Annotated in this window: 20 protein-coding genes; 15 read left to right on the forward strand and 5 right to left on the reverse strand. The window is 72.4% G+C overall.

The window, feature by feature from the left end; all coding sequences use genetic code 11:
• Positions 1 to 111 precede the first annotated feature (111 nt).
• From ABTZ17_RS14145 to ABTZ17_RS14155, 3 genes are all read right to left on the reverse strand, one after another.
• A complete protein-coding gene (locus tag ABTZ17_RS14145; RefSeq protein WP_352195896.1) occupies positions 112 to 1,392 on the reverse strand; it encodes an MFS transporter in 1,281 nt (426 codons plus the stop codon).
• Positions 1,393 to 1,711: 319 nt separating this feature from the next.
• Positions 1,712 to 2,365, reverse strand: a complete 654-nt coding sequence (locus ABTZ17_RS14150; protein ID WP_352195853.1) for an MBL fold metallo-hydrolase — start codon at positions 2,363 to 2,365, stop codon at positions 1,712 to 1,714.
• A 34-nt stretch (positions 2,366 to 2,399) separates the two neighbouring features.
• Complete coding sequence (locus ABTZ17_RS14155; RefSeq protein ID WP_352195854.1) at positions 2,400 to 3,098, reverse strand: maleylpyruvate isomerase family mycothiol-dependent enzyme; 699 nt, start codon at positions 3,096 to 3,098, stop codon at positions 2,400 to 2,402.
• A gap of 174 nt (positions 3,099 to 3,272) precedes the next feature.
• Between ABTZ17_RS14155 and uvrA the strand changes: the two genes are divergently transcribed.
• Positions 3,273 to 6,275 (forward strand): excinuclease ABC subunit UvrA, encoded by a 3,003-nt coding sequence (gene uvrA, locus ABTZ17_RS14160; RefSeq protein ID WP_352195855.1) that lies wholly within the window; start codon positions 3,273 to 3,275, stop codon positions 6,273 to 6,275.
• A gap of 57 nt (positions 6,276 to 6,332) precedes the next feature.
• Here uvrA and ABTZ17_RS14165 read toward each other — a convergent pair whose 3' ends face one another.
• Positions 6,333 to 7,208, reverse strand: coding sequence for a carbohydrate kinase family protein (locus ABTZ17_RS14165; RefSeq protein WP_352195856.1), 876 nt, complete (start codon positions 7,206 to 7,208; stop codon positions 6,333 to 6,335).
• A gap of 73 nt (positions 7,209 to 7,281) precedes the next feature.
• Here ABTZ17_RS14165 and ABTZ17_RS14170 point away from each other — a divergent pair, with 73 nt between their 5' ends.
• Positions 7,282 to 7,701, forward strand: a complete 420-nt coding sequence (locus tag ABTZ17_RS14170; RefSeq protein ID WP_352195857.1) for a Rieske (2Fe-2S) protein — start codon at positions 7,282 to 7,284, stop codon at positions 7,699 to 7,701.
• Between the two features lie 15 nt (positions 7,702 to 7,716).
• Here ABTZ17_RS14170 and ABTZ17_RS14175 read toward each other — a convergent pair whose 3' ends face one another.
• The gene (locus tag ABTZ17_RS14175) at positions 7,717 to 8,685 is read right to left on the reverse strand and encodes a hypothetical protein (protein ID WP_352195858.1); all 969 of its coding nucleotides are present in this window, start codon (positions 8,683 to 8,685) and stop codon (positions 7,717 to 7,719) included.
• Positions 8,686 to 8,945: 260 nt separating this feature from the next.
• Between ABTZ17_RS14175 and ABTZ17_RS14180 the strand changes: the two genes are divergently transcribed.
• The 13 genes from ABTZ17_RS14180 (at position 8,946) to pgi (ending at position 24,770) form a co-directional block, all read left to right on the forward strand.
• Positions 8,946 to 9,581, forward strand: coding sequence for a papain-like cysteine protease family protein (locus ABTZ17_RS14180; protein ID WP_352195859.1), 636 nt, complete (start codon positions 8,946 to 8,948; stop codon positions 9,579 to 9,581).
• 5 nt (positions 9,582 to 9,586) lie between these two features.
• Positions 9,587 to 10,387, forward strand: a complete 801-nt coding sequence (locus ABTZ17_RS14185; RefSeq protein ID WP_352195897.1) for a hypothetical protein — start codon at positions 9,587 to 9,589, stop codon at positions 10,385 to 10,387.
• An 89-nt stretch (positions 10,388 to 10,476) separates the two neighbouring features.
• A complete protein-coding gene (uvrC, locus tag ABTZ17_RS14190) occupies positions 10,477 to 12,549 on the forward strand; it encodes an excinuclease ABC subunit UvrC (RefSeq protein WP_352195860.1) in 2,073 nt (690 codons plus the stop codon).
• The gene (rapZ, locus tag ABTZ17_RS14195) at positions 12,546 to 13,493 is read left to right on the forward strand and encodes an RNase adapter RapZ (protein WP_352195861.1); all 948 of its coding nucleotides are present in this window, start codon (positions 12,546 to 12,548) and stop codon (positions 13,491 to 13,493) included. The genes uvrC and rapZ overlap by 4 nt, the downstream gene beginning before the upstream one ends.
• The gene (locus ABTZ17_RS14200) at positions 13,490 to 14,539 is read left to right on the forward strand and encodes a gluconeogenesis factor YvcK family protein (protein ID WP_502994675.1); all 1,050 of its coding nucleotides are present in this window, start codon (positions 13,490 to 13,492) and stop codon (positions 14,537 to 14,539) included. The genes rapZ and ABTZ17_RS14200 overlap by 4 nt, the downstream gene beginning before the upstream one ends.
• Positions 14,530 to 15,519 carry a DNA-binding protein WhiA gene (gene whiA / locus ABTZ17_RS14205; protein WP_352195862.1) on the forward strand — a complete coding sequence of 330 codons (990 nt, stop codon included), beginning with the start codon at positions 14,530 to 14,532 and terminating at the stop codon, positions 15,517 to 15,519. The genes ABTZ17_RS14200 and whiA overlap by 10 nt, the downstream gene beginning before the upstream one ends.
• Positions 15,520 to 15,850: 331 nt before the next feature.
• Positions 15,851 to 18,805, forward strand: a complete 2,955-nt coding sequence (locus ABTZ17_RS14210; protein WP_352195863.1) for a M14 family metallopeptidase — start codon at positions 15,851 to 15,853, stop codon at positions 18,803 to 18,805.
• A gap of 209 nt (positions 18,806 to 19,014) precedes the next feature.
• Entirely contained in the window at positions 19,015 to 20,019 is a 1,005-nt protein-coding gene (gene gap / locus ABTZ17_RS14215; protein ID WP_352195864.1) for a type I glyceraldehyde-3-phosphate dehydrogenase, read from the forward strand.
• A 140-nt stretch (positions 20,020 to 20,159) separates the two neighbouring features.
• Complete coding sequence (locus ABTZ17_RS14220; protein WP_352195865.1) at positions 20,160 to 21,371, forward strand: phosphoglycerate kinase; 1,212 nt, start codon at positions 20,160 to 20,162, stop codon at positions 21,369 to 21,371.
• A 5-nt stretch (positions 21,372 to 21,376) separates the two neighbouring features.
• A complete protein-coding gene (gene tpiA / locus ABTZ17_RS14225; protein WP_352195866.1) occupies positions 21,377 to 22,153 on the forward strand; it encodes a triose-phosphate isomerase in 777 nt (258 codons plus the stop codon).
• A 152-nt stretch (positions 22,154 to 22,305) separates the two neighbouring features.
• A complete protein-coding gene (secG, locus tag ABTZ17_RS14230; RefSeq protein WP_352195899.1) occupies positions 22,306 to 22,536 on the forward strand; it encodes a preprotein translocase subunit SecG in 231 nt (76 codons plus the stop codon).
• Between the two features lie 86 nt (positions 22,537 to 22,622).
• Positions 22,623 to 22,958, forward strand: coding sequence for an RNA polymerase-binding protein RbpA (locus tag ABTZ17_RS14235; protein ID WP_352195867.1), 336 nt, complete (start codon positions 22,623 to 22,625; stop codon positions 22,956 to 22,958).
• A 153-nt stretch (positions 22,959 to 23,111) separates the two neighbouring features.
• A complete protein-coding gene (pgi, locus tag ABTZ17_RS14240; protein WP_352195868.1) occupies positions 23,112 to 24,770 on the forward strand; it encodes a glucose-6-phosphate isomerase in 1,659 nt (552 codons plus the stop codon).
• The last annotated feature ends 37 nt before the right edge of the window (positions 24,771 to 24,807 follow it).

A 24,807-nucleotide genomic window follows, 5' to 3' on the forward strand; every position in this document is an offset into this window, starting at 1 on the left:
CCGCCGCCGCGCGCCGCCCCCCCCCGCGGGCCCGCGCCCCCCCCCCCCCCCCGCGCGGGGGGGGGGGGGCCCCCCCCCCCCCCCCCGGCTCCCGCCGTTTCCCCGGCCCTCTCAGGCCGCCACGGGCCCGGCCGCCGGGGCGCGCCGTACCGGGGCCGTCTCCGGCAGCAGGGCGAAGCAGCCCAGGCTCAGCACCGCCAGGCCCGTCAGGTACCCGGCCACCGCCCAGGGCGGACCCTGCCCCGCCGTCAGCGACGTGGCCACCAGCGGGGTCAGCGCCCCGCCCAGCACCCCGCCCAGGTTGTAGCCCACGGCCGCGCCGGTGCACCGCACCCGCGGCGGGAACAGCTCGGGCAGGTACGAGGCCGACACGGCGATCATCGTGACCATGGCGAGCAGGGCCCCGGTGAAGCCCAGGGTCATCGCCAAGGGCTCGCCGGTGCGCAGCAGCGCCATCAGCGGGAACATCCACAGGGCGCAGGCGGCCGCGCCGGCCAGGCACAACGGCCGCCGTCCGAGCCGGTCGGAGAGGTGCGCGAAGAAGGGGGTGGCCAGGCCCATGCAGAGCACCGCCGCCATTACGCAGGCCAGCATCGTGGTCCGTCCCACCGCCAGGTGCTCCTTGGCGTAGGACAGCGACCAGGTGGTCACCGTGTAGAAGACGGCGTACCCCACCGAGAGGGCGCCGCCCGCCAGCAGCACCGGCCGCCAGTGCTCGCGGAGCAGCTCGGCGAGCGGGGTCCGGGCCCGTTCCCCGGACGCGGCCAGCCGCCGGAACTCGGGGGTCTCCTCCAGGGTGGCGCGCAGCAGCAGACCGCCGAGGACCAGGATCCCCGCGGCCCAGAACGGCACCCGCCAGCCCCAGGCCAGGAACTGGGCCTCGGTGAGGGTCGCGGACAGGCCCAGGGTGACGCCGTTGGCGAGGAGGAAGCCGACCGCCGGTCCGGTCTGGGGGAAGCCCGCCCAGAGGCCGCGGCGCCCGGCGGGGGCGTGCTCGGAGGCCAGCAGCACCGCCCCGCCCCACTCGCCGCCCAGACCGAGCCCCTGGAGGAAGCGGAGCAGGAGCAGCAGGACCGGGGCGGCGGTGCCGAGGACGGCGTACCCGGGCAGGAAGCCGATGGCGACGGTGGCCAGGCCGGTCAGGAGCAGCGAGGCGAACAGCACGGGACGGCGGCCGTAGCGGTCGCCGACGTGCCCGAACAGGACCGAGCCGAGGGGCCGGGCGAGGAAGCCGACGCCGAAGGTGCCGAAGGCGGCCAGGGTCGCGGCCAGCGGTGAGAAGGACGGGAAGAAGAGCGGGCCCAGGACGAGGGCGGCGGCCGTGCCGTAGACGAAGAAGTCGTAGAACTCGATGGCCGTGCCGGCGAGCGCGGCCAGCGCCAGCCGGGGCATCGGGGGAGGCGCGGGCAACGGGTCGGCGCCGACCCCGGAGGGGGGCGGGACGCGGGGCGGCGGGACGGGAGAGGGGTGCGGGGGAGCGGCCCCGGGCGTGCTGCCGGGGGCGGGAACGTCGTGCATGGGCTCCCCTTACCCTGCGCGACGCCGGTCACGGAGCGTGGCGCCACCGGCTCATCCGTACGGGCGGCGGGGCGTGTCGCGTTGACGAGGGGGGTGGGGGAGGCGCGGACGGTCGGCCCCCCGGGGGATCCCGTCCGGGGAGGTGTGCCGCCCGCCGTCCCGACCCGAGGGGGCCGGACGGCGGGCGGGCCGGTCACCAGCCCCGCGCCCGCCATTCGGCGAGGTGCGGGCGCTCGGCGCCCAGGGTGGTGTCCTTGCCGTGGCCCGGGTACACCCAGCTCTCGTCCGGCAGCGCGAACAGCTTCTGCTCCACCCCGTCCAGCAGGCTGGTGAAGGCGGCCGGGTCGTCGTGGGTGTTGCCCACTCCGCCCGGGAAGAGGCAGTCGCCGGTGAACACGTGCGGGTGCCCGTGCGGGTCGTCGTAGACGAGGGCGATCGACCCGGGGGTGTGGCCGACCAGGTGGCGCGCGGTCAGCGTGACCCGGCCGACCGTGATCGTGTCCCCGTCGTCCACGAGGACGTCCGTGGGCACCGGGATGCCGGGCGCGTCCTCGCGGCCCGCGTAGGTGCGCGCCCCGGTGGCGTCCACGACCTCGCGCAGGGCGCTCCAGTGGTCGCCGTGCCGGTGCGTGGTGACCACGGCGGCGATGCCGTCGTCCCCGATCAGCGCCAGCAGGGTGGCGGCCTCGGCCGCCGCGTCCACCAGCAGCTGCTCGCCGGTGGCCCGGCAGCGCAACAGGTACGCGTTGTTGTCCATCGGGCCGACCGCGACCTTGGAAATCATCAGGTCCGCGAGCTCGTGCACATCGGCCGGCCCGCCCACCTTCACCGCTCCGCTGTAAGTCATGACGGCAGCCTAGTCGGAGGGCGCGCCGGGTCGCCTACAGCGGGGGCAGGGCCGGCAGCGGGCCGCCCGCGGTGGTCAGCCGGGCCCCCTTGTCCCCGCGGCCGGCCAGCCAGCCGAGCAGGTCGGCGGGGGTGCCGTGGACGGTGACGGGGGTGCCCTCCGCGCCGCCGGTGCGCCAGGTGGGGCCGTCGGTGCCCGCGCCGGCGCGCAGGGTGACCGGGGGCACCTCGGGGCGGCCGGTCCAGCGGTCGGCGAGGAAGTCGATCTCGCGGGCCGTGAACTCCTCGGGGAGGTCGCCGAGCTCGTAGGAGATCCCGAGGTCGACGTGGTGCAGCTCGATCTCGATCAGGCGGCGGAAGGGGATGTTCGCGGCGGCGTCCTTGACGCCGTTGCGCAGCTCCACGGTGCGGGACCAGTCCTGGTCACCGGTGGTGGTGGCCATGAAGCCGGCGTGGCTCTCGCGCAGGTCGGCGAGGTGGACGTCGAGGGGCCGGGGCGCGTCGCGCTCGATGTCGGCCTCGCGGGCGTCACCGCTGACGTACATCGGACGACCTTCGAACACGTTGACGAGGGCGTCGGCGTTTCGGGCGAGGTGGGCCAGGACGTGACCGCGGGTCCAGCCGGGCAGGCGTGACGCCTCGGCCAGTGCCGCGTTGTCGAGGGTGGCGAGCGAGGTGAGCAGACGGTCGGTCGCCGCACCCAGGAGCGCCAGGTCGTGCACATGATCGTTCATGCCGCCGACGATAGCGCCGCCACCCTTTCGGGTGAAGGAGGTCTCCGGACCCCGTAAATCGAATGTGCGTGCTATAAGCTCGCAGTGAACCGCGGCGCATCGCCGTGGCCGCCCCCATACCCTGGGGACAGGGGGCCGGCGTCCCCCGCTCTCTCAAGAAAGGTGCGGACCGGCGTGACCGACCGTCTCATCGTCCGCGGAGCGCGCGAGCACAATCTCAAGAACGTCTCGCTCGACCTGCCCCGCGACTCCCTCATCGTCTTCACCGGGCTCTCGGGGTCGGGCAAGTCCTCGCTGGCCTTCGACACGATCTTCGCGGAGGGGCAGCGCCGGTACGTCGAGTCCCTGTCCTCGTACGCCCGCCAGTTCCTGGGCCAGATGGACAAGCCCGACGTGGACTTCATCGAGGGCCTCTCCCCGGCCGTCTCCATCGACCAGAAGTCCACCTCGCGCAATCCGCGCTCCACCGTGGGCACCATCACCGAGGTCTACGACTACCTCCGCCTGCTCTTCGCCCGCATCGGCAAGCCGCACTGCCCCGAGTGCCGTCGGCCGATCGCCCGGCAGTCCCCGCAGGCCATCGTGGACAAGGTGCTCGCCCTCCCCGAGGGCAGCCGCTTCCAGGTGCTGTCCCCGCTGGTGCGCGAGCGCAAGGGCGAGTTCGTCGACCTCTTCGCCGACCTCCAGACCAAGGGCTACAGCCGGGCCCGGGTGGACGGGCAGACCATCCAGCTCTCCGAGCCCCCGGCCCTGAAGAAGCAGGAGAAGCACACCATCGAGGTGGTCGTCGACCGCCTCACGGTGAAGGAGAGCGCCAAGCGGCGCCTCACCGACTCCGTGGAGACCGCCCTCGGGCTCTCCGGCGGCATGGTCATCCTCGACTTCGTGGACCTCGCCGAGGACGACCCCGAGCGCGAGCGGATGTACTCGGAGCACCTGTACTGCCCCTACGACGACCTCTCCTTCGAGGAGCTGGAGCCCCGCTCCTTCTCCTTCAACTCCCCCTTCGGCGCCTGCCCCGAGTGCACCGGCATCGGCACCCGCATGGAGGTGGACCCGGAGCTGATCGTCCCCGACGAGGACAAGTCGCTCGACGAGGGCGCCGTCTCCCCCTGGTCCCTGGGCCACACCAAGGAGTACTTCCAGCGGCTGGTCGGGGCCCTCGCCGAGGAGCTGGGCTTCCGCACCGACATCCCCTGGGCCGGACTGCCGCAGCGGGCCAAGAAGGCCCTGCTGTACGGGCACAAGACCCAGATCCAGGTCCGGTACCGCAACCGCTACGGCCGCGAGCGCGCCTACACCACCGCCTTCGAGGGGGCCGTGCCCTTCGTGAAGCGCCGCCACTCCGAGGCGGAGAGCGACTCCAGCCGCGAGCGCTTCGAGGGCTACATGCGCGAGGTGCCCTGCCCCTCCTGCGAGGGCAGCCGCCTCAAGCCGATCGTGCTGGCCGTCACGGTGATGGACCGGTCCATCGCCGAGGTCTCCGCCATGTCCATCAGCGAGTGCGCCGACTTCCTCGGCCGGCTCCGCCTGGACGCCCGCGACAAGAAGATCGCCGAGCGGGTCCTCAAGGAGGTCAACGAACGGCTGCGCTTCCTCGTCGACGTCGGCCTGGACTACCTCTCGCTCAACCGCGCCGCGGGCACCCTCTCCGGCGGCGAGGCCCAGCGCATCCGGCTCGCCACGCAGATCGGCTCCGGCCTGGTCGGCGTGCTCTACGTGCTCGACGAGCCCTCCATCGGCCTGCACCAGCGCGACAACCACCGGCTGATCGAGACCCTGGTCCGTCTCCGGGACATGGGCAACACCCTGATCGTCGTCGAGCACGACGAGGACACCATCAAGGTCGCCGACTGGATCGTGGACATCGGCCCCGGCGCCGGTGAGCACGGCGGCAAGGTGGTCCACAGCGGCTCCCTCAAGGAGCTGCTGACCAACGACGCCTCCATGACCGGCCAGTACCTCTCCGGGAAGAAGAGCATCGGCATCCCCGACGGCCGCCGCCCCGTGGACCCGGACCGGCGCCTGACCGTGCACGGAGCCCGGGAGAACAACCTCCGGGACATCGACGTCTCCTTCCCGCTGGGCGTCCTCACCGCCGTCACCGGCGTCTCCGGCTCCGGCAAGTCCACCCTGGTCAACGACATCCTGTACACGCACCTGGCGCGCGAGCTCAACGGCGCCCGCACGGTGCCCGGCCGGCACACCCGGGTCGCCGGGGACGAGCTGGTCGACAAGGTGGTCCACGTCGACCAGTCCCCGATCGGCCGGACCCCGCGTTCCAACCCGGCCACCTACACCGGGGTCTTCGACCACGTCCGCAAGCTGTTCGCGGAGACCATGGAGGCGAAGGTCCGCGGCTACCTGCCGGGCCGCTTCTCCTTCAACGTCAAGGGCGGCCGCTGCGAGAACTGCTCCGGCGACGGCACCATCAAGATCGAGATGAACTTCCTCCCGGACGTGTACGTCCCGTGCGAGGTCTGCCACGGCGCCCGGTACAACCGGGAGACCCTGGAGGTCCACTACAAGGGCAAGTCCATCGCCGAGGTGCTGGACATGCCCATCGAGGAGGCCCTCGGCTTCTTCGAGGCCGTCCCCACCATCGCCCGCCACCTGCGCACCCTCAACGAGGTCGGCCTCGGATACGTCCGGCTCGGTCAGTCCGCGCCCACCCTCTCCGGCGGCGAGGCGCAGCGGGTCAAGCTCGCCAGCGAGCTGCAGAAGCGGTCCACCGGCCGCACGGTGTACGTGCTCGACGAGCCCACCACCGGTCTGCACTTCGAGGACATCTCCAAGCTGATCAAGGTGCTCTCGGGGCTGGTCGACAAGGGCAACTCGGTCATCGTCATCGAGCACAACCTCGACGTGATCAAGACCGCCGACTGGGTCATCGACATGGGCCCCGAGGGCGGCCACGGCGGCGGCCTGGTCGTCGCCGAGGGCACCCCCGAGCAGGTGGCCTCCGTGGGGGCCAGCCACACCGGCAAGTTCCTGCGGGACGTGCTCGGGGCCGAGCGGGTCAGCGACGCCGGCGCCCCGGCGGTGTCGACCGGTCGGAAGGCGGCGGCCAAGAAGGCGCCCGCGAAGAAGACCACGGCCGCGGCGGCCAAGAAGACGGCGGCTGCGAAGAAGACGGCGGCCCCGAGGAAGCGGGCGGCCCGGGCGCCGAAGGACTGACCGCCGCGCGGGGCGGCAGCCCACCTTCCCGGATCCGGGGCTCCGCCCCGGGGGCGTTCAGGCGCCCAACTCCTCCGGGAAGGGGGGCTCCGCTCCGGGGCGGGTGCACGTGATCGCGGCGGCCCGGGCGGCGAAGGCCAGCACCTCCGGCCAGTCCACCCGCTCCGGCCCCCCCGACCCGACGAGCCGGGACAGGAGCGCCGCGTTCACCGTGTCCCCCGCCCCGATCGTGTCCGCCACCTCCACCGGGCGGGCCGGCACCGCGTACCGCCGCCCGTCCCGGGTGGCCACCGACAGGCCCTCCGCACCCCGGGTCAGCACCACCGCCGAGGGACCCGCGGCCAGCCAGTCCTCCACCCCGCCGCCCAACCAGCGGGCGTCCTCCTCGGACAGCTTCAGCACCGACACGTACGGCAGCCAGGACCGGAAGCGGGCCCGGTAGGCCGCCGGGTCCGGGATCAACGCGGGCCGCACGTTCGGGTCCAGCAGGGTCGACACGCCCCGCCCCGACTCCCGGACCAACAACTCCTCGTAGGCGCTCGCCCCCGGCTCCAGCACCAGCGAACAGGTGCCCAGCGCCAGCGCCCGCGTCCCAGCCGGCAGCACCGGTGGCAGGGCGAACAGCCGGTCCGCGGTGCCCTCGGTGTAGAAGCCGTACACGGCGGAACCGTCCTCGCCCACCGAGGCCACGGCCAGGCTCGTCGGCTCCGGACCGCGCTGCACCAACGACAGGTCCACCCCCGCCGCCCGCAACCCCGCCAACAGGGTCTCCCCGAAACCGTCCGTGGACACCCGCGAGCAGAAGGCCACGGGCGCGCCCAGCCTCCCCAGCGCCAGGGCCGTGTTGTAGGGACCGCCGCCCGGGCGGGGCCACAGGGCCCCCGCGGGCGCCGGAACCAGGTCGATCAGTGCTTCTCCGCCGACGACGATCACCGGGGGAAGGTACCCCATCCGCACCCCGGTAGGGTCGGGAGCGACACCGTCCCGCCCCGCACGTGGAGTACCCATGCCCGAGCCCTCCGCCGCCCGCCGTACCGTGCTCAAGGGAGCCGCGCTGGCCGGAGCCGGTACCGCCCTCGCGGCCTGCTCCCCGGGCGCCGGGAACTCCGGCGCCGGATCCCCCGCCACCCCCACCGCCCCCGTCGACCTGGGCGCCGCCGCCGAGGTGCCCGTGGGCGGGGCCAAGCTCTACCGCGAGAACAAGCTCCTCATCAGCTGCCCGGCCGCCGGACGGTACAAGGCGTTCAGCGCCCAGTGCACCCACGCGGGCTGCGTCCTGGACAAGATCGAGGACGGCGAGGGCAACTGCCCCTGCCACGGCAGCCGCTTCGACGTGAACACCGGCGCGGTCCTCAAGGGCCCCGCCACCGACCCGCTGCCCGAGGTCCCCGTGAAGGCGCAGGGCGGCCGGCTCGTCGCGGGCTGAGCCCGGCGGGGGCGGTCAGTCCCAGTCCCAGGCGATGCCGAGGAGACCCCGGCGCACCCCCGGCTCCACCAGGTGCACGGCCCGGTGCAGGCCGTTCGGGGTCAGCTCCGAGAGCTCCCCGCGCGGCGCGTCCGGCGCGGACCGGGTGAAGCGGCGGCAGCGCACCGGAAGGGCCGCCTCGTCGAAGCGGACCTGGAGCACGTACTGCCCGCCCGCGTAACTGAACCCGCGCACGTACTCCCCGCTGAGCCCGCCCGTCCCGTCCTCGAAGCCGTAGCCGAAGACGTACGTGTCCCCGCGGCGCAACCGGGCGTCGAAGAGCAGCTCCGCCACCACCACACCGGTCGTCCGGTCCCAACGGACCCGCCCCGGCCGACAGTTCTCCAGGGCCGAGACCCGCACCCGGGAGGGATCGCAGCCCGGGTCCCCGTGGTGGATGGCCAGGTAGCGGTCCACGCCGTCCCGGTGGGCCCGCACCACGTGGGCGGAGTCCCGGCCCAGCAGCTCCCCGCGCGGGCCGATCCGGACCCGCTCGTGATGGCCCACCGTGTGCAGCCCGCCGTCCGCCGGTACCTCCATCCCGGCCAGCAGCTCCTCCACCGAGGCGCCCGCCGCCACCAGCGAGCGGTAGCGGCGGGCCGCCGGGCGACCGGCCGCCCCGGAGGGGGCGCCGTTCCCCGGGGCCAGCAGCCGGACCAGCGACCCGGCGGGCAGTTCGAGGATCTGCTCCAGGGCCCGCACCGCCCGCAGGGACTCGGTGCGCTGCGGCCGTCGGGCCCCCTGCTGCCAGTAACTCAGACTGGTCACCCCGACCTTGATGCCGCGACTCGCCAGCCGGTGCTGCACCCGGTGCAGCGGCAGCCCGCGCGCGGCCAACGCGGCCCGGAGGGCGAGGTGGAAGGGGCCGGAATGGAGCAGCCGGGCCAGTTCCGCGGCCTCGACGTGTTCCGCGGGGCCCGTGTCCGGGCCGGTGCTCTGCCGCACGGCCGCCTCCTCGCCATTCCTGTGGAACCCCTGTGAACGTTCACGCGCGGTACGGCGGGGCGGCGCGCGGGACGGCGGCGCCGGCACCGGGGCTCCAGGTGACGACAGCGTCACCGTTCACACCGCAGTCTCACCGTTCACACTGCAATGTCACGGCGTATTGAAGCGTGTTGACCTGCTCGCGACAACACCCTGATGCTCCTCCCACAGCGTCCGGACGCGGTCCTCCAGATCCCCACCCCCACCTCGGGAGGAACGCGATGCGCAACCGAACCGGGCGGTGGCTCCCCGCCGCCGCCTTCATCACCGCACTCCTGCTCGCCCTGCCCACCGGTGTCGCGACCGCCGCGACCACCGGATCCCCGCGGGGCGGCGCGGAACAGGCGGTCACGGCCCCCGTCGCCGGCGCGGCCCTGGCCTCCAAGCGGCTCAACATCACCATGCAGGCCCAACAGAAGACCAACTGGTGCTGGGCCGCGGGCGGCAACACCATCGCCACCTGGTACGGCCGCAACTACAGCCAGAACCAGTTCTGCAACGCCTCCTTCAACCGCCAGCAGGGCACCGAATGCCCCAACAACCAGGCCACCCTGGGCAACGTCCAGACCGGCCTGTCCTGGGCGGGCGTCAACCCCGGCTCGTACGTCACCGGCTGGCTGCGGTACGCCACCGTCCAGACCGAGATCAACTACGACCGGCCCATCGAGACCCGCATCCAGTGGTCCAACGGCGGCGGCCACATGCACGTGATCTACGGCTACGACACCGCCAACAGCTGGGTCTACTGGGGCGACCCCTGGCCCTCCAGCGACCGCTACAACTGGGCCTCCCACGCCTGGTACGTGGACAACAGCTCCTTCTCCTGGACCCACTCGCTCTACCGGATCGGGGCGTGACCGCCATGAAGCTCCGCGTCAGCGCCCTCGCCGCGGTCCTGGCCGCCGCCCTCGGCACCGCGGCCCCCCAGGCCGTCGCCGCCGTCCCGCGGCCCCCCGTCACCACGGACGCCGGCAGCCTCGCCGCCGCCGGACGGGCCGCCGGGAGCCCCGCCACCCTGGCCACCCTCTCCCGGTTCTTCGCCCGTGAGGGCAAGGTCTCCCTGGCCGCCGCGCAGCCGCGGGTCCAGGGCGGGGCGGTCCCCGTGCACTACCTCTCGCCCGAGTTCGTCGCGGGCCGCGCCGGGGCCCCCGTGGCCCGGGTCGAGTTCCTCGTCAGCAAGGCCCTTGCCTCCGACGGACAGGTCGCCGCGCTGTGGACGGCGAAGACCCCGGCCGGCTGGCAGGTGGTCAACATCGCCACCGGCGACGACGAGTTCCGCTACACCGCGCAGGGAGCCCGCAAGCTGCCCGGCGGGACGGTCTTCCGCGAGCCCCAGATCGACGCCTGGTACGTGACCAAGGGCGACAGGGTGCTGCCCCTGGACCAGGACGCCGTGCGCGCCGTGGGCTCCGCGGGCACCGGCCTCGGCGCCTACCGGGCCCGGGTGAAGGCCGCCTACGGGGACAAGCTCCCGGGCTCGGCCTACGCCCGGTCCGGCAAGGCGGGCGGCTACGCCCCCGCGGCCGCCGCACCCCGGGCCGCGGCGGCGGCTCCGGAGACCGGGGGCGGACTGCCCCTCGGGGCGGGCCTGACCGCCGGGGCCGGTCTGCTCGCCGCCGGCGCGGTGTTCCTCCTCCGCCGCCGCACGGCGCCGCGGGCCTGACCGGAGCCCCCGCCCCTCCCGTGACCGGGAGGGGCGGGGAAGCCCCGTCGCGGGCCCCGCTGTCGGCCCCCGCCAGTAGGGTGGAGGGCATGGCCGACCCCTCCAGCTACCGCCCCCGACCGGGACAGGTCCCCGACTCCCCGGGGGTCTACCGGTTCCGCGACGAGCACCGCCGGGTGATCTACGTCGGCAAGGCCAAGAGCCTGCGGCAGCGGCTCGCCAACTACTTCCAGGACGTGGCCGGGCTGCACCCGCGGACGGCCACCATGGTCACCACCGCCGCCTCCGTGGAATGGACGGTCGTCTCCACCGAGGTAGAGGCCCTCCAGCTGGAGTACTCCTGGATCAAGGAGTACGACCCACGCTTCAACGTCAAGTACCGCGACGACAAGAGCTACCCCTCCCTCGCCGTCACCCTGAACGAGGAGTTCCCCCGGGTCCAGGTCATGCGCGGCCCCAAGAAGAAGGGCGTGCGCTACTTCGGCCCGTACGCCCACGCCTGGGCCATCCGCGAGACGGTGGACCTGATGCTCCGGGTGTTCCCCGTCCGCACCTGCTCCGCGGGCGTGTTCAAGCGCTCGGCCCAGATCGGCCGGCCCTGCCTGCTCGGCTACATCGGCAAGTGCTCCGCCCCCTGCACGGGCCGGGTGACCCCCGAGGAACACCGCGAACTGGCCGAGGACTTCTGCGACTTCATGGCCGGCCGCACCGGCGCCTACATGAGCCGGCTCGAACGCGAGATGCACGGGGCCGCCGAGGACATGGAGTACGAGAAGGCCGCCCGGCTCCGCGACGACATCGGGGCCCTGCGGCGCGCCATGGAGAAGAACGCCGTCGTCCTCGCCGACGCCACCGACGCCGACCTCATCGCCGTGGCCGAGGACGAACTCGAAGCCGCCGTGCAGATCTTCCACGTCCGCGGCGGCCGGGTCCGCGGCCAGCGCGGCTGGGTCACCGACAAGGTCGAGGCCGTGGACACCGCCGGCCTCGTCGAACACGCCCTCCAACAGCTCTACGGCGAGGAGAGCGGCGAGGACGTCCCCAAGGAGGTCCTCGTCCCGGCCCTCCCCGAGGACGCCGAAGCCGTAAGCGAATGGCTCGCGGGCCGCCGCGGCTCCGGCGTCAGCCTCCGGGTGCCCCGCCGCGGGGACAAGAAGGACCTGATGGAGACGGTCCACCGGAACGCCGTCCAGTCCCTCGCCCTGCACAAGACCCGCCGCGCCGGCGACCTCACCACCCGCTCCCGCGCCCTGGAGGAGATCGCCGAGGCCCTGGACCTCGACGGCGCCCCGCTGCGCATCGAGTGCTTCGACATCTCCCACCTCCAGGGCGAGGACGTGGTCGCCTCCATGGTCGTCTTCGAGGACGGCCTGGCCCGCAAGGGCGAGTACCGGCGCTTCCAGGTGAAGTCCTTCGCCGGCCAGGACGACGTCCGCGCCATGCACGAGGTGGTCTCCCGCCGCTTCCGCCGCTACCTCCAGGAGAAGCTGAAGACCGGCGAATGGGAGGCGGACGGCGCCGAGGGCACCGACGGCCCGGACGGCACCGGCGTCACCGACGGCCCCGAGGGCACCACCGCCCCCGGCGAGGCCGGACCGCGCACCGAGGAGGGCCGCCCCCGCCGCTTCGCCTACCCGCCCCAGCTGGTCGTGGTCGACGGCGGCCGCCCGCAGGTGGCCGCCGCCCAGCGCGCCCTGGAGGAGCTGGGCATCACCGACGTGGCCGTCTGCGGCCTCGCCAAGCGCCTGGAGGAGGTCTGGCTGCCCGGCGAGGAGGACCCCGTGGTCCTGCCCCGCACCAGCGAGGGCCTGTACCTGCTCCAGCGGGTCCGTGACGAGGCCCACCGCTTCGCCATCGCCTACCAGCGCGGCAAGCGGACCGGAAAGGTGAAGGCGAGCCCCCTGGACGCCGTCCCCGGCCTCGGCGCCACCCGCAAACAGGCGCTGATCAAGCACTTCGGTTCGGTGAAGCGCCTCCGACAGGCGACAATCGACCAGATCTGCGAGGTCCCCGGCATAGGCCGCAAGACCGCCGAGACCGTGGCCGCGGCCCTCGCACAGGCCACCCCGGCCGCCCCTGCCGTGAACACCGCCACAGGAGAGATCATGGAAGAGGAGCCCGCGACCGCGGGAGACTCGTCCGAACGGGGGACCGAGCAATGACCGAGCACGAGGCGACAGTGCACGACCGAGACGGAGCACAGGTGAGTACGGCGAGCGTGGAGGCCGGCGAGGCCGCCGAGGCGGCCATCCCCGAGCTGGTGATCATCTCCGGCATGTCCGGAGCGGGCCGCAGTACGGCCGCGAAGTGCCTGGAGGACCTCGGCTGGTTCGTGGTCGACAACCTCCCCCCGGCACTCATCACGACCATGGTGGAGCTGGGCGCCCGTTCCCAGGGCAACGTCGCCCGCATCGCGGTCGTCGTCGACGTCCGCGGCCGCCGCTTCTTCGACAACCTCCGCGAATCCCTCGCCGACCTCGACACCCGCGGGGTCACCCGGCGCACCGTCTTCCTGGAGTCCTCCGACGAGGCCCTGGTCCGCCGCTTCGAGTCGGTCCGCCGCCCGCACCCCCTCCAGGGCGACGGCCGCATCGTCGACGGCATCGCCGCCGAACGCGACCTCCTCCGCGAGCTCCGCGGGGACGCCGACCTCGTCATCGACACCTCCAGCCTGAACGTGCACGAACTGCGCGCCAAGATGGACGCCCGCTTCGCCGGCGACGAGGAGCCCGAGCTGCGGGCCACCGTGATGTCCTTCGGCTACAAGTACGGCCTCCCCGTCGACGCCGACCTCGTCGTCGACTGCCGCTTCATCCCGAACCCGCACTGGGTCCCGGAGCTGCGCCCCTTCACCGGCCTGAGCCCCGAGGTCTCCGACTACGTCTTCGAGCAGCCCGGCTCCAAGGAGTTCCTCGACCGCTACAGCGAGCTCCTCCAGCTGATCGCCGCGGGCTACCGCCGCGAGGGCAAGCGGTACGTGACCATCGCGGTGGGCTGCACCGGCGGCAAGCACCGCAGCGTGGCCATGTCCGAGAAGCTCGCCGCCCGCCTCGCCTCCGAGGGAGTCGAGACCGTCGTCGTCCACCGGGACATGGGGCGCGAGTGACCGGACGCAGTCTGCGGCTCCGCCGCCTGCGGGGCCTCGCCCCGCGGCGCGGCGCCGCCGCGGGGTCGGCCCGCGCCCGCGGCGCCCAGCCCAAGGTGGTCGCCCTCGGCGGCGGCATGGGCCTGTCGGCCTCCCTCGCCGCCCTGCGGCGCATCACCGGTGACCTCACCGCCGTGGTCACCGTCGCCGACGACGGCGGATCCAGCGGCCGGCTCCGCGAGGAGCTGGGCGTCCTGCCCCCCGGCGACCTCCGCAAGGCGCTGGCCGCGCTCTGCGGGGACGACGACTGGGGCCAGACCTGGGCCCGCGTCATCCAGCACCGCTTCCAGTCCAAGGGCGAGATGCACGGCCACGCCGTGGGCAACCTGCTCATCGTGGCCCTGTGGGAACAGCTCGGGGACCACGTCAGCGCCCTCGACCTGGTCGGCAAGCTGCTCGGCGCCCAGGGCCGGGTCCTCCCCATGTCCGCCGTGCCCCTGGAGCTCCAGGCCCTGGTGCGCGGCCACGACCCGGCCCGCCCCGACGACGTGGACACCGTCCGCGGCCAGGCCACGGTGGCCCTCACCCCCGGTGAGGTGCAGTCCGTGCACCTGGTCCCGCACGACCCGCCCGCCGTCCCCGAGGCCGTCGAAGCGGTCCTCGACGCCGACTGGGTGGTCCTCGGTCCGGGCTCCTGGTTCTCCTCCGTCATCCCGCACCTGCTGGTCCCGCAACTGCTCGACGCCCTCGTCGAGACCAAGGCCCGCCGGGTGCTCTCGCTGAACCTCGCACCCCAACCCGGTGAAACCGAGGGCTTCTCTCCGCAGCGTCATTTGGAGGTTTTGGCCCGACACGCCCCTAAACTCGCCCTGGACGTGGTGCTGGCCGACGAGGCCGCCGTGCCCGACCGCGAATCCCTCGCCGACGCAGCCAAACGCTTCGGTGCCGCGGTCGAGCTGGCCCCCGTGGCCCGCGAGGACGGTTCTCCGACGCACGACCCGGAGCTGCTGGCCGCCGCGTACGACCGTATTTTTCGGATGCATGGAAGGATCGGCCCATGGCGATGACGGCAGCGGTGAAGGACGAGATCTCCCGGCTCCCCGTCACCCGGACCTGCTGCAGGAAGGCGGAGGTCTCGGCGATCCTGCGGTTCGCGGGCGGACTCCACCTGGTCAGCGGCCGCATCGTGATCGAAGCCGAACTGGACACCGGGATCGCCGCGCGCCGGCTGCGCAAGGACATCCTGGAGATCTTCGGCCACTCGTCCGACCTGGTCGTGATGGCCCCCGGCGGACTCCGCCGCGGCTCCCGGTACGTGGTGCGCGTGGTGGCGGGCGGGGACCAGCTGGCCCGCCAGACCGGTCTGGTCGACGGTCGGGGCCGCCCCATCCGGGGCCTCCCCCCGCAGGTGGTCTCCGGAGCCACCTGTGACGCCGAGGCGGCCTGGCGCGGGGCCTTCCTCGCCCACGGCTCCCTCACCGAGCCCGGCCGGTCCTCCTCCCTGGAGGTCACCTGCCCCGGCCCGGAGGCCGCCCTGGCCCTGGTCGGCGCGGCCCGGCGGCTCTCCATCGCGGCCAAGGCCCGCGAGGTCCGCGGGGTGGACCGGGTCGTCGTCCGCGACGGCGACGCCATCGGCGCCCTGCTGACCCGGCTCGGCGCCCACGAGTCCGTACTCGCCTGGGAGGAGCGCCGGATGCGGCGCGAGGTCCGGGCCACCGCGAACCGGCTCGCCAACTTCGACGACGCCAACCTGCGCCGCTCCGCGAGGGCGGCCGTCGCCGCCGGAGCCCGGGTGCAGCGCGCCCTGGAGATCCTCGGCGAGGAGGTCCCCGAGCACCTGGCCGCCGCCGGACGCCTGCGCATGGAGCACAAGCAGGCCTCCCTGGAGGAGCTGGGCGCGCTCGCCGACCCGCCGCTGACCAAGGACGCGGTCGCCGGGCGGATCCGGCGCCTGCTCGCCATGGCCGACAAGCGGGCCCAGGACCTGGGGATCCCCGGGACCGAGTGCAACCTCACCGAGGAGATGGCCGACAACCTGGCCGGCTGACGCCGTGGGAGGGGCCGGGTGCCCGGCCCCTCCCACCTCTTCCGGGACTGCCGTCCCCGGTCCCCTTCCCCGACGCTCCGCGCCCGGGTGCGCCCGATCGCGGCGCGGGCTCGATGTGTTCCTCCATCGTGTTGCGGCTGTCGGCCCGGGTCGGCTGTTCCCGAGCGCTCCGCGCCCGGGTGCGCCCGATCGCCGCGCGGGCTTGATGGGGTCCCCGTCGTTCTTCGGCTTCCCCGTGAGGGAAAACCGGGAGGCCGTATTGACAGGGTCATGGGGTGTCGTGAGCCTTACGTGCGACCGCTTTCGTGGCTGACACCGCCCAGGGGGGCACATGAGGCACCGCGCGAGATCGATCCTCGCCGCCAGCGCACTCGTCCTAGGTTCCATGGCCGCCGTACCCGTCGCCCAGGCACGACCCGGACCCGAAGGCGCCGCCCCGGCCGCCGACGAGGTCCGGGTCTACGAGGCCGACATCACCCGGGCCCAGGTCCCGCTGGTCCTCGCGGCCGGACAGGACGCCCACGAGCTCGGCGAACAGGCGCCCGCCAAGGGCACCGCGCACGTCGAGCTCTTCCTCACCGGCGCCCAGGCCAAGGCCCTCGGCGCCCAGGGGATCGTCCTCACCGAACGCAGGACCGCCCCCGGCGCCGCGGCCCGCGCCAAGGCCGCCGGGGACGGGGTCTACCGCCCCTGGAGCGGACCGGGCGGCCTCCGCGAGGAGGTCCTGCGCACGGCGCAGGCCCACCCCGGCCTCACCAAGGTCGTCTCCCTCGGCAAGACCGTCCGGGGCCAGGACATCCTCGCCCTCAAGCTCACCCGCGACGCCCGCAAGAGCCGCGACGGGGCCAAGCCCGCCGTGCTGTACATGTCCAACCAGCACGCCCGCGAGTGGATCACCCCCGAGATGACCCGGCGGCTGATGCACCACTACCTCGACGGGTACGGCAAGAACAAGCGGATCACCGACCTGGTGAACGGCACCGAGCTCTGGTTCGTGCTCTCCGCCAATCCGGACGGCTACGACTACACCCACAGCGCCGACTCCGCCCGCCTGTGGCGCAAGAACATGCGCGACAACGACGGCGACGGCAAGCACGGCAGCGGCGACGGCGTCGACCTCAACCGCAACTTCGCCTACAAGTGGGGCTACGACAACGAGGGTTCCTCGCCCAGCCCCTTCAGCGAGACCTACCGCGGCGCCGGCCCGAACTCCGAGCCCGAGACCAAGGCCCTGGACCGCTTCCAGAAGCGCATCGGCTTCGAGTACGGCATCAACTACCACTCCGCCGCCGAACTGATCCTCTACGGCGTGGGCTGGCAGGTGGCCACCCCCACCCCCGACGACACCGTGTACAAGGCCCTCGCCGGCACCCCGGAGAAGCCCGCCGTGCCGGGCTACCACCCGCAGGTCTCGTCCGAGCTGTACACCACCAACGGCGAAGCCGACGGACACGCCTCCAACGTGAACGGCATCATGATGTTCACGCCGGAGATGACCACCTGTCAGACCGCTTCCGCCTCCGACCCGAACGACGCCTGGAAGCCCGAGGACTGCCGCTCCGGCTTCAACTTCCCCGACGACGAGAAGCTGATCCAGGCCGAGTTCGCCAAGAACGTGCCCTTCGCGCTGTCCGTCGCGGAGAGCGCCGCGCACCCCGACCGCCCCAAGTCCTCGGTGGGCATGACCGCCCCCGAGTTCACCCCCGACCGCTTCGCCGTCTCCCACGACCGCGCCGGCGCGCAGGACGTCTCCGTCACCGCCCGCAAGGCGCTGAAGGACAAGCGCGTCAACTACCGCGTCAACGGCGGCCGCAACCACCAGGCCAAGCTCAAGGCGTGGAAGGGCGGTGACACCTACGGCGGCGAGGACAACCTCTGGTACGACGAGTACCGCGGCACCGTCAAGGGCGCCCGCGCCGGGGACACCGTCGAGGTCTGGTTCACCGGCCGGAACGAGAAGGGCCGCACCGTCGCGAGCAACTACTTCTCGTACACCGTCGCCGCCCGCCCCCGGGCCGACGTGCTCGTGGTCGCCGAGGAAGGGGCCGCCGCCAAGCACACCCGCGCCTACGTCGACGCCCTCCGCGCCAACGGCCGCAAGGCCGCCGTCTGGGACGTGGCCGTCCAGGGCGCCCCGCACCCGCTGGGCGTGCTCTCCCACTACGGCACCGTCGTCCACTACACCGCCGACCAGACCCCCGGCGGTCCCACCCAGCTGGCCCTGCGCGCCTTCCTCAACGAAGGCGGCAAGCTGATCGAGGCCGGCGAGCTGGCCGGCGGCAACGCCCAGGTCGGCCCCGCCGTCACCAACGACTTCAGCCAGTACTGGCTCGGCGCCTACGGCCGGGCCTCCGCCCGCGGGGCCACCGGCTTCAGCGGCGCCGGACCCCTCGCCGGGGCCGGCGGGGCCCTCGGGGACGCCGAGGGCAACCCCCTCAACGCCCCCGGCGCCTACACCGTCACCTCCGACACCCTGCCGCCCGACCGGTTCCCGCAGTTCCGCAGCGCCCGCGGCGGCGGCTACCTCGGCGTGGTCAACCCCTACGCCCCGTACGCCGGCAGCGGCATGGCCTCGGCCACCCACACCGACGACGACTGGAAGCGGCTGACCCGCACCATCGACCTGACCGGGGTCACCGCCGCGGACAGGCCCGAGCTGCGCCTCGCCCTGAACTGGAACACGGAGCCGGGCTACGACCACGCCGTCCTGGAGGCCCGTACCGCGGGCGGGGACGACTGGACCACCCTGCCGGAACGCTCCGGACTGACCAGCGCCACCGTTCCGGAGGAATGCGGGGCGGGATTCTTCATCGAGAGCCATCCCTTCCTCGCCCGCTACCTCACCCTGGGCGCCGGGACCTGCACCCCCGCGGGCGCCAGCGGGGCCTGGAACAGCTTCACCGGCTCCTCCGCGGGCTGGAAGCAGACCGCCTTCGACCTGAGCCCGTACGCCGGGCGCTCCGTCGAGGTCTCGCTGGCCTACATCACCGACCCCGGCAGCGGTGGCCGCGGGGTCTTCGCGGACGACGCCCGGCTCAACGTGGGGGGCGTCGACCGGGAGCAGGAGGGCTTCGAGAGCTCCCTCGGAGGCTGGACGGCACAGGGCGCACCTGCCGGAAGCCCCGAGATTCCGGGAGATTGGTCCCGCACCGGGGAGCTGTTCCAGTCCTTCGCATCGGTCACTACGCGTGACACCGTCCTCCTCGGTTTCGGGCTGGAGCACCTGCCCGCCGCCGCGGACCGCTCGGTACTGATCGGTAAGGCGCTGCGCTCGCTCCACCGCTGACTCTGAGTGACCGGGCCCAAAGTCCCCGCCAGCCTGTGCCGAGCCCAGTGGTACAGGCCGTCGGGGGCCTCCGGGAGCGGTTCCGGAGGCCGGCCGGCGCCCGTCGATGTCACTCAATGCCTCACGGAGAGGTAGGGTCGTAAGCGGTCGGGGACATCCCATACAGCTCGCCGGCGCACAGACCGGCGCACATACGAGGAGATCGGTTCGTGACGATCCGCGTAGGCATCAACGGTTTTGGCCGCATCGGCCGCAACTACTTCCGGGCGCTCCTGGAGCAGGGGGCGGACATCGAGATCGTCGGTGTCAACGACCTGACGGACAACGCGACGCTGGTGCACCTGCTGAAGTACGACACCATCCTGGGTCGCCTCAAGGCCGAGGTGAGCCACACCGAGGACACCATCACCGTCGGTGGCAACACCTTCAAGACCTTCGCCGAGCGTGACCCCGCGAACCTGCCCTGGGGCGAGCTGGGCGCGGACATCGTCATCGAGTCCACCGGCATCTTCACCAAGAAGGCCGACGCCGCCAAGCACATCGCGGCGGGCGCGAAGAAGGTCCTCATCTCGGCTCCGGCCACCGACGAGGACATCACCATCGTGATGGGCGTCAACCAGGACAAGTACGACGCGGCCAACCACCACGTCATCTCCAACGCCTCCTGCACCACCAACTGTGTGGCGCCGATGGCGAAGGTGCTCGACGAGAGCTTCGGCATCGTCAAGGGCATGATGACGACGGTCCACGCCTACACGAACGACCAGCGCATCCTCGACTTCCCGCACAAGGACCTGCGCCGCGCCCGCGCCGCCGCGGAGAACATCATCCCGACCACCACGGGTGCCGCGAAGGCCACCGCCCTGGTGCTGCCGCAGCTCAAGGGCAAGCTGGACGGCATCGCCATGCGCGTCCCGGTCCCCACGGGCTCCGTGACCGACCTGGTGATCGAGCTGGACCGCGAGGTCACCAAGGACGAGGTCAACAACGCCTTCCAGAAGGCCGCCGAGGGCCAGCTGAAGGGCGTGCTGGAGTACACCGAGGACCCGATCGTCTCCTCCGACATCGTGAACTGGCCGGCCTCCTGCACCTTCGACTCGTCCCTGACCATGGTCCAGGGCAAGAGCGTCAAGATCGTCGGCTGGTACGACAACGAGTGGGGCTACTCGAACCGCCTCGTCGACCTCACCGTCTTCGTCGGCGGCCGGCTCTAAGTCCCGAAGTACCGGGGCAGGCACCACGATGTAGGCAAACGCAGGGCTCGGTCGGCGCAATGGAGCGCCGGACGGGCCCTGTTGCTTGCCCTTGTTCATCGTCACCGACCGGTGACGGGCCCAAAGGAGTCAGAAACACCATGAAGACGATCGACGAACTTCTTGCCGAGGGCGTTGCGGGCAAGCGGGTCTTCGTCCGTGCCGACCTGAACGTGCCGCTCGCCGACGGGGTCATCACCGACGACGGGCGCATCCGGGCCGTGCAGCCGACCATCGCGAAGCTCGCCGAGGCGGGCGCCCGCGTGATCGTGGCCTCCCACCTGGGCCGCCCCAAGGGCGCCCCGGACCCGGCCTTCTCGCTCGCCCCGGCCGCCGCGCGCCTCGGTGAACTCCTCGGCCGGGACGTGGCCTTCGCCGCCGACACCGTCGGTCCCGCCGCCAAGGAGACCGTCGCGGGCCTGGCCGACGGCGGGGTCGCGGTCATCGAGAACCTGCGCTTCAACGCGGGGGAGACCTCGAAGGACGACGCCGAGCGCGGCGCCTTCGCCGACCAGCTGGCGGAGCTGGCCGACCTGTACGTCGGTGACGGCTTCGGCGCCGTGCACCGCAAGCACGCCTCGGTGTTCGACCTGCCGGCCCGCCTCCCGCACGCGGCCGGCTACCTGATCGCCACCGAGATCGGCGTCCTGAAGAAGCTCACCGACGAGGTCAAGCGGCCCTACGTGGTCGTCCTCGGCGGTGCCAAGGTCTCCGACAAGCTGGCCGTCATCGACCAGCTGCTCGGGAAGGCCGACCGCATCCTCATCGGCGGCGGCATGGCCTACACCTTCCTCAAGGCCCAGGGCCACGAGGTCGGCATCTCCCTCCTCCAGGAGGACCAGATCCCGGCCGTGACCGAGTACCTGGAGCGCGCCGCGAAGAACGGCGTGGAGCTCGTGGTCCCGGTGGACGTCCTCGTCTCCACCGAGTTCCCCGACCTCAAGGGCAAGACCCCGGCGGACTACGACACCGTGGACGCCGACAAGATCCCCGCGGACAAGGAGGGCCTGGACATCGGGCCGAAGACCCGCGAACTGTACGCTTCGAAGATCGCCGACGCCGCTACGGTGTTCTGGAACGGCCCCGTGGGTGTCTTCGAGCACCCGGACTACGCGGGCGGGACCCGGGCCGTCGCGCAGGCGCTCGTCGACAGTGACGCCTTCACCGTCGTGGGCGGCGGGGACTCCGCCGCCGCCGTGCGCACGCTCGGCTTCGACGAGAACGCGTTCGGACACATCTCGACCGGTGGCGGCGCCAGCCTCGAATACCTCGAGGGCAAGACGCTGCCGGGCATCGCCGCACTGGAGGACTGACCCCCGTGACCACCCGCACCCCGCTGATGGCGGGCAACTGGAAGATGAACCTCAACCACCTTGAGGCCATCGCCCACGTCCAGAAGCTCGCCTTCGCCCTCGCCGACAAGGACTTCGACGCGGTCGAGGTGGCGGTCCTGCCGCCCTTCACCGACCTGCGTTCCGTCCAGACCCTCGTCGACGGCGACAAGCTGAAGATCAAGTACGGCGCCCAGGACATCTCGGCGCAGGACTCCGGCGCCTACACGGGAGAGATCTCCGGCCCGATGCTCGCCAAGCTGAAGTGCGCGTACGTGGCCGTCGGCCACAGCGAGCGCCGCCAGTACCACGGCGAGTCGGACGAGATCTGCAACGCCAAGGTCAAGGCCGCCTACCGGAACGGGATCACCCCGATCCTGTGCGTCGGCGAGGGCCTGGACGTCCGCAAGGCCGGCAACCAGGTCGCGCACACCCTGGCCCAGGTCGACGGCGGTCTGAAGGACCTGCCGGCCGAGCAGGCCGAGTCCGTCGTGATCGCCTACGAGCCGGTGTGGGCCATCGGCACCGGCGAGGTCGCCACCCCCGAGGACGCCCAGGAGGTCTGCGGGGCGATCCGCGTCCGCCTCGCGGAGCTGTACTCCCAGGAGCTGGCCGACAAGGTCCGCATCCAGTACGGCGGCTCCGTGAAGTCCGGCAACATCGCGGCGATCATGGCCCAGCCCGACGTGGACGGTGCCCTGATCGGCGGCGCCGCCCTGGACGCGGACGAATTCGTCAAGATCGTCCGCTTCCGCGACCAGTGAGGCCCGTGACGGTCGCAGCGAGTATGCGGTAGGACGGATCCGTCGTACCCTTGCGGGGGCCGGTGGCTGAGACAGCCACCCGGCCCCCGCTTCGATTCCAGGAAAGTCCCGGAAATCCCGGAAAGCCAGGAAAGTAGGAACCAGCCGTGATTATGGGGTTCTCGATCGCCCTGATCGTCTTCAGCCTGCTGCTGATGCTGCTGGTGCTGATGCACAAGGGCAAGGGCGGCGGCCTCTCCGACATGTTCGGCGGCGGCATGCAGTCCTCGGTGGGCGGTTCCTCGGTGGCCGAGCGCAACCTCGACCGGATCACGATCGTGGTCGGCCTGCTCTGGTTCGCCTGCATCGTCGCCCTCGGTCTGATGATGAAGCTGGACAGCTGACCGTTTACCGGTACGGCCGCCTCCGGGCGGCCTATCATGAGGTCCACGTACGCTTTCGCGGCACCATCACGCAGGGAGTTACGACCGTGGCAAGTGGCAACGCGATCCGGGGGAGCCGGGTCGGCGCGGGGCCGATGGGCGAGGCGGAGCGCGGCGAGTCCGCGCCGCGCCTGCGCATCTCCTTCTGGTGTTCCAACGGGCACGAGACGCAGCCCAGTTTCGCCAGCGACGCGCAGGTCCCCGACACCTGGGACTGCCCGCGCTGCGGGTTCCCCGCCGGTCAGGACCGGGACAACCCCCCGGCGCCGCCGCGCATCGAGCCGTACAAGACCCACCTCGCCTACGTCCGGGAACGGCGCACCGACGCCGACGGCGAGGCGATCCTCGCCGAGGCGCTGGCCAAGCTCCGGGGCGAGATCTGAGGCCCGATCCGGGCCCGCGGGACGCGCAGGACCGAGGGGTCCGGCCACAAGTGACATTCTCCTTGTGGCCGGGCCCCTTTGTGTGCGTTCAGTCCCTTCCGATCCTTTAGGTTGGGTGCTGGCGGGGCACAACAGGACGGAAAGAGTGGGTTGATGTCCGAGAAGAACGCGGACCGTACGAAGCTGAACCGGACCCCCGAGTGGGCGGCCTTGGCCAAGCACCGGGAAGAGCTGGCCGACACGCACCTGCGGGAGCTGTTCGCGGCCGCCCCCGGTCGCGGCACGGCCTACACCCTGCAGGTGGGCGACCTGCACATCGACTACTCCAAGCACCTGGTCACCGACGAGACCCTGGCCCTGCTGCGGGACCTGGCCGCGGCGACCGGCGTGGCCGAGCTCCGCGAGGCCATGTTCCGCGGCGAGAAGATCAACACCACCGAGGACCGGGCGGTCCTGCACACCGCCCTGCGCGCCCCCGCCGGCACCGTGATCGAGGTGGACGGGGAGGACGTGGTCCCCGGCGTGCACGAGGTGCTCGACCGCATGGCCGCCTTCTCCGAGCGGGTCCGCTCGGGGGAGTGGACCGGTCACACCGGCCGTCGCATCCGCAACGTCGTCAACATCGGTATCGGCGGATCCGACCTCGGTCCGGCGATGGCCTACGAGGTGCTGCGCTCCTTCACCGACCGCGCGCTGACCGTCCGCTTCGTCTCCAACGTGGACGGGGCCGACCTGTACGAGGCCACCCGCGACCTCGACCCGGCCGAGACGCTGTTCATCATCGCCTCGAAGACCTTCACCACCATCGAGACCATCACCAACGCCACCTCGGCCCGGCGGTGGCTGCTGGAGGGGCTCGGCGGGGACGACGCCGCCGTGGCCCGGCACTTCGTGGCCCTGTCCACGAACGCCGAGAAGGTCGCGGAGTTCGGCATCGACACGGACAACATGTTCGGGTTCTGGGACTGGGTCGGCGGCCGGTACTCCTTCGACTCCGCGATCGGCCTCTCGCTGATGATCGCGATCGGCCCGGACCGCTTCCGCGAACTCCTCGACGGCTTCCACCTGGTCGACGAGCACTTCCGCACCGCCCCCGCCGAGGAGAACGTCCCGCTGCTGCTGGGCCTGCTGGGGATCTGGTACGGGGCCTTCTTCGACGCGCAGTCCCACGCGGTGCTGCCGTACTCGCACTACCTGTCCAAGTTCACCGCCTACCTCCAGCAGTTGGACATGGAGTCCAACGGCAAGTCGGTGGACCGCGACGGCCGGCCGGTGGAGTGGCAGACCGGACCGGTGGTCTGGGGCACCCCCGGCACCAACGGGCAGCACGCGTACTACCAGTTGATCCACCAGGGCACCAAGGTGATCCCCGCGGACTTCATCGGGTTCGCCCGGCCGGTGCCCGAGCTCCCCGAGGGCCTGGCCGCCCAGCACGACCTGCTCATGGCCAACTTCTTCGCGCAGACCCAGGCGTTGGCCTTCGGCAAGACGGCGGAGGAGGTGCGGGCGGAGGGCGTCGCCGAGGAGCTGGTCCCGCACAAGACCTTCCAGGGCAACCACCCCACCACCACCGTGCTCGCCGCCGAGCTGACGCCGTCCGTGCTGGGACAGCTCATCGCCCTCTACGAGCACAAGGTGTTCGTGCAGGGCGCGGTGTGGAACATCGACTCCTTCGACCAGTGGGGCGTCGAGCTGGGCAAGGTCCTCGCGAAGCGGGTCGAGCCGGCGCTCGTCTCGGGGGCCGAGGTGCCGGGCCTGGACCCGTCCAGCGTGGCGCTGGTCGCCAAGTACCGCGAGCTGCGCGCCCGCTGACGGGGCTTCCGCCCCGGGCACGAGGAAGGCCCCGCTC

The sequence above is a fragment of the Streptomyces sp. NPDC097619 genome (assembly GCF_040302735.1).
Lineage (GTDB): Bacteria > Actinomycetota > Actinomycetes > Streptomycetales > Streptomycetaceae > Streptomyces.

Bases quoted from the DNA above. Each gene is read 5' to 3' on its own strand.
- ABTZ17_RS14170 (WP_352195857.1), top strand. From the start codon at position 7,282: ATGCCCGAGCCCTCCGCCGCCCGCCGTACCGTGCTCAAGGGAGCCGCG.
- uvrC (WP_352195860.1), top strand. From the start codon at position 10,477: ATGGCCGACCCCTCCAGCTACCGCCCCCGACCGGGACAGGTCCCCGAC.
- rapZ (WP_352195861.1), top strand. From the start codon at position 12,546: ATGACCGAGCACGAGGCGACAGTGCACGACCGAGACGGAGCACAGGTG.
- whiA (WP_352195862.1), top strand. From the start codon at position 14,530: ATGGCGATGACGGCAGCGGTGAAGGACGAGATCTCCCGGCTCCCCGTC.
- ABTZ17_RS14145 (WP_352195896.1), bottom strand. From the start codon at position 1,392: ATGCCCCGGCTGGCGCTGGCCGCGCTCGCCGGCACGGCCATCGAGTTC.
- ABTZ17_RS14150 (WP_352195853.1), bottom strand. From the start codon at position 2,365: ATGACTTACAGCGGAGCGGTGAAGGTGGGCGGGCCGGCCGATGTGCAC.
- ABTZ17_RS14220 (WP_352195865.1), top strand. From the start codon at position 20,160: ATGAAGACGATCGACGAACTTCTTGCCGAGGGCGTTGCGGGCAAGCGG.
- secG (WP_352195899.1), top strand. From the start codon at position 22,306: ATGGGGTTCTCGATCGCCCTGATCGTCTTCAGCCTGCTGCTGATGCTG.
- pgi (WP_352195868.1), top strand. From the start codon at position 23,112: ATGTCCGAGAAGAACGCGGACCGTACGAAGCTGAACCGGACCCCCGAG.
- ABTZ17_RS14155 (WP_352195854.1), bottom strand. From the start codon at position 3,098: ATGAACGATCATGTGCACGACCTGGCGCTCCTGGGTGCGGCGACCGAC.
- ABTZ17_RS14210 (WP_352195863.1), top strand. From the start codon at position 15,851: ATGAGGCACCGCGCGAGATCGATCCTCGCCGCCAGCGCACTCGTCCTA.
- ABTZ17_RS14180 (WP_352195859.1), top strand. From the start codon at position 8,946: ATGCGCAACCGAACCGGGCGGTGGCTCCCCGCCGCCGCCTTCATCACC.
- ABTZ17_RS14185 (WP_352195897.1), top strand. From the start codon at position 9,587: ATGAAGCTCCGCGTCAGCGCCCTCGCCGCGGTCCTGGCCGCCGCCCTC.